Genomic DNA, 11,049 nt, shown 5'->3' with positions numbered 1-11,049 from the left:
AGGGAAAATACCGCCCCAGTTTGTACCGGTCATGATCTATTATCCTCAGTTAGGAGATGTGGTTGGAGTTGCGGCCGGCTGTGCGGCAAGGGGGCCGAGCAGACGAGCCTGTTCTGTGAAGCGTCCGACGAAAGCGGCGAGCCTTGGATTGGCGTTCGACAGCAGGAGCTCACGGGGTGCGCCGCTGGCAGCGACGACTCCTTGGTCCATGAAGACCACGCGATCGGCCAACTCATAGGCAAAACCGATCTCGTGCGTGACGATGACCATGGTCATGCCCTCGGCGGCAAGCTGGCGGATAGCGGCGAGCACTTCGCCCACCAGTTCCGGGTCCAGTGCGGATGTCGGCTCGTCGAACAACATGATACTGGGCTGCATGGCAAGCGCACGTGCGATCGCGACCCGCTGCTGCTGGCCACCCGACAACTGGGAGGGGTACTTGTGCCCGGCGTCGGGAAGACCCATGCGGGTGAGAAGCTCGTGCGCCCGTGCTTCGGCTTCGGCACGGGGCAGTTTCTTCACCATCAGTGGGGCTTCGATAATGTTCTCTAGCGCCGTGCGGTGAGGGAATAGGTTAAAGGTTTGGAAGACCATGCCGGTCTTAATACGCACGGCGCTCACCTGCCTACCGGAGAGCTTCAGCCGCTCGCCCCCGGTGCGGCGGAAAAGAGGCGCCCCCTCGATGACGATCTCGCCCTGATCCGGCTCCATCAACAAGTTCATGCAGCGCAGCAGCGAGGTCTTGCCCGAGCCGCTTGCGCCGATCAGGCAGACCACTTCTCCGCGATGGACGTCAAGATCGACGCCGCGTAGTACGTGATTCTTCCCGTAGGACTTCTCGATGCCACGTGCACTCAGCACGATTTCGGAGGTTGTTGCGGTCATCACGCGGCCTCCTTGCGCTCGAACCGGCGCGAAAGAGCGCTAAGGGGAAACAGCATGAGGATGAAGACGACGCCGATAGCGGTGTAGACCTCCATCGGCCGGTAGGTAAAACTGGCAATGTAGCCCGCCTGATAAAGCAGATCCGGAATGGTCAGCACGGAGAGGAGCGTCGTGTTTTTGAGCTGCATGATGGTCTGGCCCATCAGCGGCGGCACCATGCGGCGCAGCGCCTGCGGCAAGATGATCCGCTTCATGCGCTGAAAATACCCCATGCCGAGCGCAACGGCGGCGTCGGTCTGGCCACGGTCGATAGACTGGACGCCGGCGCGCAGGATCTCGGCATAGAAGCCGCTGGCATAGAACCCGAGACCGAGGACGCCCGCCGTTTCCTTGCCGATCTGGATCTGAAGAAAGATTGGCAGCGCATAATAGGTCCACATAAGCAACACCAGCAGCGGGATGTTGCGGAAGAACTCGACCCAGATTCGGCCGGTCCAGCGCACGAGTGGCCAAGGGGAAAGTTGCAGCAGCGCCACAAAGAGTCCGATCGCGAGTCCGATGGCGCAGGTGTAAATCGTGTACTTCAGAGTAACGAGCAGGCCGTAGGCGAGGATGTCCCAATTCGCGAAGACGATAGACGGATCGAATTTCATGGCACTCTCCGTCAGTTGGGGAGGAAGCCGGCAGGCAGCGGATCGTCCGATTCCAGAACGAGGGTAGAAAATGCGGTGACATGAGCCATGCCCCGCACCTCCGGAATTACAGCGGGCTTGCCGTCACTCTCCTCAGCCAACTCTGCTATTTTGGCTTCGAAGGGCACGCCGAGGATGTTCTCGGCCCGGTATGGAGCGCCGACCGCCAGCTGCCCGCGGGCGTGAAGTTGGGCCAGCCGGGCGGAGGTACCAGTGCCACAGGGCGAACGGTCGAACTTGTTGCCGGCCAAAACGACCAGATGGCGGGCGCCGCCCTTGATGGAATGATAAAATAGAACGCTGCCAACCTGCGGCAGTCCGCTGCGGGCATTTAGCGTTTCCTTGATCGCCATGCCCGCGCGGCACCATCGGCTGGCATGGTCGATGTCGAAGGGGAGATTGACCCGGTCAGCGTCGACTAGCGCATATGTAATACCACTGTAAGCAATGTCGCAGGTCACCCTGCCGAGGCCTTCGACCTCCGAGACAATGTCGGAGGCGAGAACAACGCAGGGCACATTGCGCAACAGGACAGAAGTCAGCTTGCCAGCCTCGAACGTGCCGGTCACATGGACGATACCCGCCGGGGTCTCGATGGACATGCCGTTTTGCTCAAAGCCCTGCGGGAGAGCTCCCATAGCGGCGAGACTGGCGATGTAACCGATAGTGGCATGACCGCACATGTCGGCGTAGACGTAAGAGAAGATGAAGAACAGCCCCATGTCCGCCTCGCGGGAGGCCACGGGCACGGCCGCCGCCATGGCGGCATGCCCGCGCGGCTCATGGAGCAGCAGCGCTCTCAAGCCGTCATGGGTGTTGCGGAAATCGTCCCGCTGCTCGCGCACGCTGCGCCCGTGCAGCGGAGGGATGCCGGCCAAGACCGTTCGAGTGGGATGCCCTGCAGTGTGGCTGTCGATGACAGTGAAAAGACGGCTCGTACGCATGGCGTCAGCAATACTTGCCGGACTGAGGAACCACTTTCATATCGATACCGCGCTCGAGCATGTAGCGAGTGATGCGCGAGCACGCGAGGCCGAGCGAATTCTGCTGCGACATCCAGTTAGCCAGGAAATTGGCGAACCCCTCGTTACCAGCTTCGCGGCGGATGCCGATCGTTGCCGGGTTGCGCAGGACCGGTGTGGGCACCACGGCCTTGCCGACGCCCTTGGAGTCGAGGAGCGCGGCGTCCTGGTCGGCAATAATCATTGCATCGACCTTGCCTGACTGCAATTCCAGCACCGCTTGGTCGCGTGTGGGCACGACAACAATGGTGGAGTTGGGGATCACGGATTCGGCGATTACCTGCATGGTGCCGCCCTTCTGCACCGCGACGCGCACTTCCTTCTTATCCATCTCGCGCCAGGTCTTGGGTGCGAAGCCGGGACGCGCGACGAGCGCCCAGATGCCCTCGACGATGGACCCTGGCACATAGTCGATGACGAGCCCGCGGCGAGGATTGGGGTTCAGTGCCACCGCGAGATCCACCTTGCCGGCCTGGAAGTCGGCAGCAAGATTGCCCCAGGTTGTCTCGTAATATTCGATCTGAACGCCAAGCAGATTGGCAATATCCTTGCCCCAGTCCACGAAAAATCCGGACCATTCGCCGGTGCGCGGATCCTTGATATAGCCCGGCTCCTCTGCAATCATTACGGGAAATTTTAGCTTGCCACTCGCCTTGATGCGGTCGAGTACCAGGGAGGGATTTTCGGCCCGGGCCTGATCTGAGAGCGGCCCGAACAGCATGGCGGCACCAATGGCCGCGGCGACGATTGCGCTTATCCACCGGTTCATTGAAGTCTCCCTGTTGTTATTGAACCATGTCATTTATTGATTGAACTATATCATTTCGAGAAGACAGTGCAATACCAAACTTCGCGCCAATGATCCTTATCCCAACGCAGACGATACTGAGTGCTCGAGGGGGCGGGCTGGGCCGTGCGACGATGTCGGCGAGCATGACGCGCTGCTGACGCCCTAGCTGCAACGCCCATTGGGCGGCGGAATGTACAGGACTCGTGCGCAGATATCGCTCGGGATCGCCACGCCGAACGCCCCTTCCCGGGCAGGGAGGACGTAGACGTCGCGGAAGGGTCGGAAACGGCCCGTCTCCCTCCAAGCCACGCCATCAATGCATTTGTTCGCGAACGCTAGCTTAGGATGGAAGCCACCGATGATCGGAAGACTGTCCGGCCGATGGCTTTACATCCATCCAATTCGTCTTTGAATCGCAAGATCGCGCGGGCGCATGCCGAACCTAGTTACTTTGCTTTGCGTTGCGCAGCCGATCGGACCTTGAACTTGGTGAAGCCCACGATCCACTGCGTTGTGTCTGTCAGGGGGCGCTCGAAATCCGATGGCCCGCGATCGTGCGCGCCCATAGGGACTGCAATGACAACTGGATCGCAGCGGTGCGGTCTAATTTTGCTCGTAAGGACTCGCCCATTATGTTGGTCCAATAGCCAAAATCCGGCTTGCCCCATAGATAGAAATACCTCACGGCCGCACCGCGCTTGGAAGTGCGCAAGCGGCTAAATAGCCTCTTAGGGATGCGCCGCAGCGGCTTTGTGCAAAGCATCTATGAAGGTCTCCTCCATCGGATAATAATCCTTTGCCCGATCTTCCGGCCAAACCGAGTTGAGCGCAATCACCAGGTTGTCCTTCGGATAGATAAAGATTCTTTGGCCAGCGTGGCCAATGGCCGCGAAGTGATCCTTGTAGGTCCACCAGTTATAGCCATATCCCTCCGCGCTCAGAAAGCCGAACCCATCGCTAGGTGACAAGGTAAGTTGAGTATTAGTCGCTTGTGCCAGCCAGTCCCGCGGCAGCACCTGGACGCCGCCGGCTTTGCCGCCCTCTAGCACGAATTGGCCGATGCGCGCGAAATCGCGCAATGTCGTAAGAAGGGTGCCACCACCGCGTTCGATGCCAGCGGCATCCGTGACCCAGTATGCCTCTTTTTCCATGCCGAAGGGCTGCCAAATTTTTACCGAGAGATACTCGGCTAGCGAGCTGCCAACCGCCTTCGAGACTAATATCCCGGCGAGATCGCTATCGGCGGAAGAATAGTTGAACTTGGTGCCCGGTTCATTGGCTCGTGGAAGGCGGCTCATGAATGCGACGGTGGGATCGACGCCATTCACGAACGGCTCCTTCCACTGCTGATCGAGGAGCTTTTCATCCCACTTTACGCCCGAGGTCATGGTCGCAAGTTGGCTGATTGTAACCCCCTCATAGGCACTCCCTTTGAGCTCGGGAAGATAGTCGGTGACCGGCGAACCCATGCCTTTGATGTAACCATCATGGATCGCTGCGCCGATTAAGAGCGCGGTGACAGACTTTGTGGTGGATTGGCCATCCCAATGGTCCTTTGGCGTGCGCCCGAGACCATAGCGTTCGTAGAGTATCTTACCGTCTTTGAGCACAATAACGCCCGAGACGCGTGTCGCTTCCATGTAGCGATCCACGTCCATAGGCTGGCCATTCCAGGTCCAGTGAGGTGATATCTGATGCACTGCTAGCGGCAAGTGGCGCACATTGGACCCGTCGCCCGCTCCCACCATACGGGTTGGCTCGATCTGCATTCGCTTCATGTAACCGACGATCTGCTGCTCGGGGGTCCAATGATAGGCTATGCCCCGAGGCGGTAAGGGTTCGACTCCAGGTGCCTTGGCGGGGTTTTCGGCTCGAGCCGGCACGGAGGCCGCCCCCAACAGCGTGGCGGCACCAACACCAAAGCTGATCGCATTTATCCAACAGGCCATTGAGCCCCCTATTGAACTATGTCAATTTGTAATCGAGACATGTTGTTTGCTTTGGACGGTGCAAGATAAACTTACGCCGCCTACCTATTTCATCGCACCCGATAAGGGCCGTTCGAAATCCGGGGCGCACGGCCCGCGACGAGGTCGGAGATAATGGCCGCAGTCATGGCGGCTCCACTGATGCCCATGTGACCATGGCCAGTGGCGAACAAGATGTGGGCGTGTTTCGGATGGGGACCGATGATCGGGAGGCTGTCTGGCGTCGACGGTCTTACGCCCATCCAGTCGTTCACCTGGCTGATGGATATGTCCGGCAACATTGCACGGGCGTATCCCTGCAGCTTGAGACTCTGCTTTGCATCGCGCGGCGCATCGGGCGCATTGAATTCGGCGATGCCCACGATGCGCAGTCCTTCGTTGAGCGGCGTGGCAACGAAGGCCGAGGCTGCGTCGGTAACGGGGCGGCTGATGGCACCGGAAGCACCGGGCATGGTGATGTGATAGCCGCGCTCGCTAGCCAGCGACAGGGAAATTCCGAGGGAGCGCGCTAGATCGCGGCTAGCGATACCCGCTGCGATAACCACTGTATCGCAGCTGAGAGGCCCGGTACTCGTCTGCAGTGTTACACCTTCTGTACCGGGCTCGATGGCCTCAACCCGCGCCGCCCAAATTGAAGCGCCAAATGCAGCGGCTCGATTCATTAGGCCCTCCACCAGCGACGGAGGTGAAGTCACATGACCACTGCCTGGAAAGAAGATCCCGCGCTTGTAGTCATGGGACAAAGCGGGCTCCAAGTCCTGCAACTGCTCAGCGCTGAGGCTCTCAAAGGCCACGCCATGCCTCGTCCGCAGACTGCCCACCAGCTCATCTAGCGCGCTGGGTGATACGTCGCGCCATACATGGAGAGCACCGCTCGGCCGAAACAATCGTTTCCATTCAGTGTCGCCGAGCATATCGCGATAGAGAGCGGCACACGGCTGGTTGAGCGCGTGCAACGCCGTATACGCCGCCTCCCAAGCCTCCGGACGCCCGGTACGCAGGAAGCGGACGAGCCATGGGAGGGTGCGGGGAAGCTCACGCGGGGCGAGCCGCACCGGGCCCTTGTTGTCGGCAAGCCATCGCAATGCACGCCACATGACGCCGGGATGAGCCATCGGGAAAGCCGATCCCGCGTTGTATTGGGCACCGTTGCCCCAAGAGCAGCCATGGCCGATGCGCCCCTCTTCGACCACGGTGACGCGGTGTCCCTCCCGCGCCAGCATGAGCGCGCAGCTTACGCCAACTATGCCCCCGCCAACGATGGCAACGGTGCGAGGTTCAGCCATGCGACATCTCCTGTTGGCGCCAAGCCGCGAACGAGACCCGCTGCGCCTCGATCATCACCGAGATGCGGGCCAATCTTCACGGTAAGCTCCCTCTGCCTGAAGATTGATCTAGTTCATACAAGGGGTACCCTGAAAGATTGACCTAATACAACAAACTTAATGGGAGGATTCAATGGCGATTTCGTTTGCCGGACGTTGTCATCTTTGTCAGGACCTGATTCGCGATAACGGCCGACGCAATCGCTGCAGCGGTGACTGCGCGGCGGAGCGCGACCGGATGAGCTGTCCCACTCGACGGCCGTCACGTTGCTCGAATTCCCACGGTTCTGGTCCGGTGACGCTCAAGCAAATTGCGGTCGATACCTCACAATCCTACAAGTGGCAGCAGAGTTGCGAATGAGCGTCGCTACCGCTGCGATCGCAACAGCGACGGTCGAATCAGGCCTACTCTCTCTTTTCAGGGCTCAACTGAAGGAGCCGCTGAAGCAGCGACACGCATTGGAAAGACTCATTCACGAAACACTGATCACAGGCAACTCACCAGAAGGCCTCGACCACGCCACTGGAATTTCGAGATCTTCGCTGGGCGATGTCGCGCCCCAACATCAAAGCCTCCGCCCAGCGGCAGAGACACTGAGCATCAAGCAGTCAACGGCCAGTCCGAACAATCCGTGCGGCAGCATCGCTGATGAGGTATCTTCAGCGCAGAGAGGAGCGCTGAATGGACAGCCTCGATAATCCTTTGCTCGCTCCCTCGAGCCCAGCCGCCCGTCCTGATCCGCGTACTTGGCAATTCGACGATTCTCTTGAGAGACTTGGCATCATATTTTGCTCCCTTAGGCAGAGGAGGTTGGTACCTCCATACTGAAGAACGCCGTTCTTACGATCTCCATTTTGGTCAGGCGAGCTGGATTTTCTTCGCCTAGCATGCACCTTTTCGACAACCTTAAAAAAAGGTCCGCTAAGCGAGAGATGATCTGCTTCGCTAGGTCGATAAACAAGCGAAGCTATTATGCCAATGCGGAACACGCGTTAGATGGCCGCAAATCTGCGCACGGCTGCACGATCACTAGCGCCCCTCGTTACGAACGAGATTCAATATTCCGCTTTTCAATGGTTCAGTCTGCGGCACCGAGACAGACCGATGGACAGATTTGTCTGAGATCCGAGCACTGGATTCGTGTGAAGCCGCAGGTGGTCAGACAATACGATAGCGCACGTTAGTTCGCAGAGAATATGAGAAGGTGTGCCCTCCCTATGCTTCTGAACTCATGCGTTCGTGAGACAGCTGCTTGATTGTCGGTTCCTTGTGCGCAGCGTGACAGCAGGCCTACGCCGGCTGGCCTTCCGAAGGCAGTCCGCTCTATGAGGAGGCGACACGCCTTCATGCCAAGTAAAGACGGCACGCTCTAATGAGCAAGTTTAGACTGGTTCTACCTACCGGTCAGGCCACTACGCCCGACGTTTCGTCAGGCGATCGGCTCAGCCCGTTGTGTCTGGAATCACGTTCTGCGCGCGCGGCCTGGGCCGCCAGCCCGTCACGTAGAAGGCGACTAGCCAGAGCACAGGCAAAAGTATCAGCAGCGATGCCACAGCAGCAATTGTCGGGTCGATCTGATTGCGTATGTTCTCCCACATTTTCAGCGGTAAGGTACGGATCGAGAACCCACTGACCAGGGATGTTTTGACGACCTCATCGAAGGAGTGGATGAACGCGAATAGAGCGCCGCCGATGATACCCGGTCGAATGAGCGGCAGCGTCACCCTCCTGAAGGTCTGGAGAGGCCCAGCCCGCATGCTGTTCGCCGCTTGCTCGAGCCGACGGTCGAAATTCGCCAGAGTAGCTGAAACGATCACCACCACATAAGCAATGGCGCCGATGCTGTGCGTCAGGATAATACCCGTCTTGGTGCCGATCAGTCCGAGGTTGAGTAGACCAAAATAGGCAGCAATGCCAACAACTATGCTCGGAAAAGTGATCGGCGCGAGTATGATCAAAGTGAGAAAGCCGCGCAGCTGCGGAAATGTACGGTTAATTCCGTATGCTGCGAGGGTCCCGACTATGGTGGACAGGACGGCGACCGCCACTCCGATCTGAATGCTCATCCAAGCTGCGCCGGTCCAGGAAGGATCGCCGAAGAAGGACCTGTACCATTTCAGCGAAAGGGTAGAGGGCGGGAATTCCAGAAACTCCCCACCACTGAACGACATGATGATGACTACAACACTCGGAAATAACAAATAAAACATAACGAGCAGGATGAACAACGTACCGAGGATGGTCCACCAGCCGCTGCTGCCGCCGGCCTGGTAGAGCTTAGCCGTCCAGCGCTTCGCCCGATACGGACTCGCAAGCTCATTAAGATACCGCGTCAAAGTACGGAATGAAAGCAGACCGCTGCTCCAGGATTTTCGCGGTAGCCGAGCCTTGTCGGTCTGCGTATCGGAAAGGTCGAGTCCAAGAAGAGAGAGAACCACCGCGGCGATGCCAAGAAGGATAAACGCCGAAGCCGCGGTTTGCGCCATATTGAAGGAGCTTGCCACTTGGGCTGCGATGAAGGTCGAGAGCATGGCGTCCCGTAACCCGCCGAGGGCTGCGGGCGTGATGTAGAAACCTAGGCAAAACACGAAGACGAGCAACAAGCCGCTGCGCACTCCCGGCAGGCTGAGTGGAAGGAACACACGCCAGAACGCGGTAAAGGGGCGCGCACCCATGCTGCCAGCAGCCGCCACTAACGATTTATCGATGCCCAACATGACGCTGACCAACGGTAGAATCATTACCGGCAGCATAATATGGACCATGCCGATATAGACGGCCATTCGGCTGTAAATGAGTGACAGCGGGCTGGAGATTAATCCGAGGCCGAGCAGCAGGTTATTAATCAATCCGCTGTCGCCGAGTATCACAATCCAGGCATAGGTGCGCACCAAAAGGCTGGTCAGATAGGGGATGATAACGAGCACGAGCAGGACCATACGCACGCGCTTCGAAGCGGCCGTGATCAGATAGGCCATGGGATAGCCGATGATCAGACAAATGGCCGTGGCTACTACACTGACCTGAATGGTTTGGAATAGTACGCGCACGTTTGCCGGCTGGCGCAAAAACGCCTGATAGTTGCCGAGCGAGAAGGCCGGCGCATTAACGCTGGTCAGGAAGAGCAGAACGATCGGTAAGCCGAAAACAACTAGCAGGATCGCGAAGGCTGGGACCGTGAGCCCGATAGGCATTCGCCCGAGCTTCTGAAGCGTTTGCATCTGCCTTGACCTCTCAGCGCCTCATGCCGCAACGAAGCGGATATCGGAGCGCAACCACTCGAGCCGAACTTCGTCGCCAGGTCGGAAGATCTCCTGTCCCGAAGCAACATGCTCACGCACCATGAGCAAACTATTCCCAACACGCACACGGTATTTGCGCAAAGGACCAGCATAGATCATGTCGTCTACCGTGCCGGTGACGGATTGGCGCTGCTCTGCATCCGCGCGCTTCGTTTTGTCGGTAGGGAACACGCAGATACGTTCCGGTCGGATCATGGCAAGGGTGCCAAGCGGCTTAGGTGCAGCGGATTCGACGTCAAAACCAGGATTATCGAGAATGTTGGCTTCGCCGAGAAAATTGGCAACAAAACGGCTTGCTGGTCGATCATAGAGGGCTTCCGGCGTGTCAGTCTGCTCAATCCGTCCTTCTCGCATGACGACGATGCGATCCGACAGCGTGAGTGCCTCCTCCTGATCGTGCGTAACGCAGACGGTGGTGATGCCAAAATCTTTGTGCAGGCTCTTGATCTCGCCCTGCATCTGTTCGCGAAGGTTGCGATCAAGCGCCCCGAGCGGCTCGTCAAGCAGGAGGATCGGCGGATCGGCGATCAGCGCACGGGCAAGCGCAACGCGTTGCTGCTGGCCCCCACTGAGTTGCGACGGCATGCGCTCACAGAGATCGCTAAGGTGCACGCGCTGGAGGATGCGATCGACCCGCGTTGTCCTCTCGACCGCCTTGACGCCTCGCATTTCTAGCGGAAATTCGAGATTTCGTCGCACCGTGAGGTGTGGAAAGAGCGCATAGCTTTGGAAGACGATGCCTTGGTCGCGCCGATATGAAGGCACTGCGGCGACGGATTTACCGGCAATCAAAATGTCGCCCTTGGTTGGTGCCTCGAAGCCGGCGAGCAGCATCAGTGTCGTGGTTTTGCCGGAGCCGCTCGGACCAAGAATGGTCAGGAATTCGCCGCGATGAACCGCTAGCGAAAGATCCCTCACAGCCGCAACGGGGCCGTACATCTTCGTGACGCGGTGAAATTCGATTTGCGTCGGCGGAACCAAGCTTTTCTCCAATGCTTCATACTGGGCAATTTGGAGTGGACGTGTGACATGCACAGATGGCAA

General features: G+C 58.6%; 8 protein-coding genes. All 8 read right to left on the bottom strand.

Annotated elements, in window-relative coordinates:
- Window positions 1–45: 45 nt before the first annotated feature.
- The 8 genes from ACFDR6_RS24590 to ACFDR6_RS24555 all read right to left on the bottom strand — a co-directional run bounded on the left by ACFDR6_RS24590 (window position 46) and on the right by ACFDR6_RS24555 (window position 10,944).
- Complete coding sequence (locus ACFDR6_RS24590) at window positions 46–885, bottom strand: amino acid ABC transporter ATP-binding protein (protein ID WP_375859810.1); 840 nt, start codon at window positions 883–885, stop codon at window positions 46–48.
- Window positions 885–1,538, bottom strand: coding sequence for an amino acid ABC transporter permease (locus ACFDR6_RS24585; RefSeq protein ID WP_375859809.1), 654 nt, complete (start codon window positions 1,536–1,538; stop codon window positions 885–887). The genes ACFDR6_RS24590 and ACFDR6_RS24585 overlap by 1 nt, the downstream gene beginning before the upstream one ends.
- Before the next feature lie 11 nt (window positions 1,539–1,549).
- A complete protein-coding gene (locus ACFDR6_RS24580; RefSeq protein ID WP_375859808.1) occupies window positions 1,550–2,521 on the bottom strand; it encodes a proline racemase family protein in 972 nt (323 codons plus the stop codon).
- Between the two features lie 4 nt (window positions 2,522–2,525).
- Window positions 2,526–3,368 (bottom strand): transporter substrate-binding domain-containing protein, encoded by an 843-nt coding sequence (locus ACFDR6_RS24575; protein WP_375859807.1) that lies wholly within the window; start codon window positions 3,366–3,368, stop codon window positions 2,526–2,528.
- A 749-nt stretch (window positions 3,369–4,117) separates the two neighbouring features.
- The gene (locus tag ACFDR6_RS24570) at window positions 4,118–5,338 is read right to left on the bottom strand and encodes a serine hydrolase domain-containing protein (RefSeq protein WP_375859806.1); all 1,221 of its coding nucleotides are present in this window, start codon (window positions 5,336–5,338) and stop codon (window positions 4,118–4,120) included.
- Between the two features lie 89 nt (window positions 5,339–5,427).
- Window positions 5,428–6,663, bottom strand: a complete 1,236-nt coding sequence (locus ACFDR6_RS24565) for an NAD(P)/FAD-dependent oxidoreductase (RefSeq protein ID WP_375859805.1) — start codon at window positions 6,661–6,663, stop codon at window positions 5,428–5,430.
- A 1,482-nt stretch (window positions 6,664–8,145) separates the two neighbouring features.
- Window positions 8,146–9,924 carry an ABC transporter permease subunit gene (locus ACFDR6_RS24560; RefSeq protein ID WP_375859804.1) on the bottom strand — a complete coding sequence of 593 codons (1,779 nt, stop codon included), beginning with the start codon at window positions 9,922–9,924 and terminating at the stop codon, window positions 8,146–8,148.
- Window positions 9,925–9,945: 21 nt separating this feature from the next.
- A complete protein-coding gene (locus ACFDR6_RS24555; protein WP_375859834.1) occupies window positions 9,946–10,944 on the bottom strand; it encodes an ABC transporter ATP-binding protein in 999 nt (332 codons plus the stop codon).
- Between the last annotated feature and the right edge of the window lie 105 nt (window positions 10,945–11,049).

Source organism: Bradyrhizobium tunisiense, assembly GCF_042263385.1.
In the GTDB taxonomy this organism is placed as follows: Bacteria; Pseudomonadota; Alphaproteobacteria; order Rhizobiales; family Xanthobacteraceae; genus Bradyrhizobium; species Bradyrhizobium tunisiense.
The sequence above is the reverse complement of the archived record's forward strand: the minus strand, read 5'-3'. Positions and strand labels throughout refer to the sequence as shown.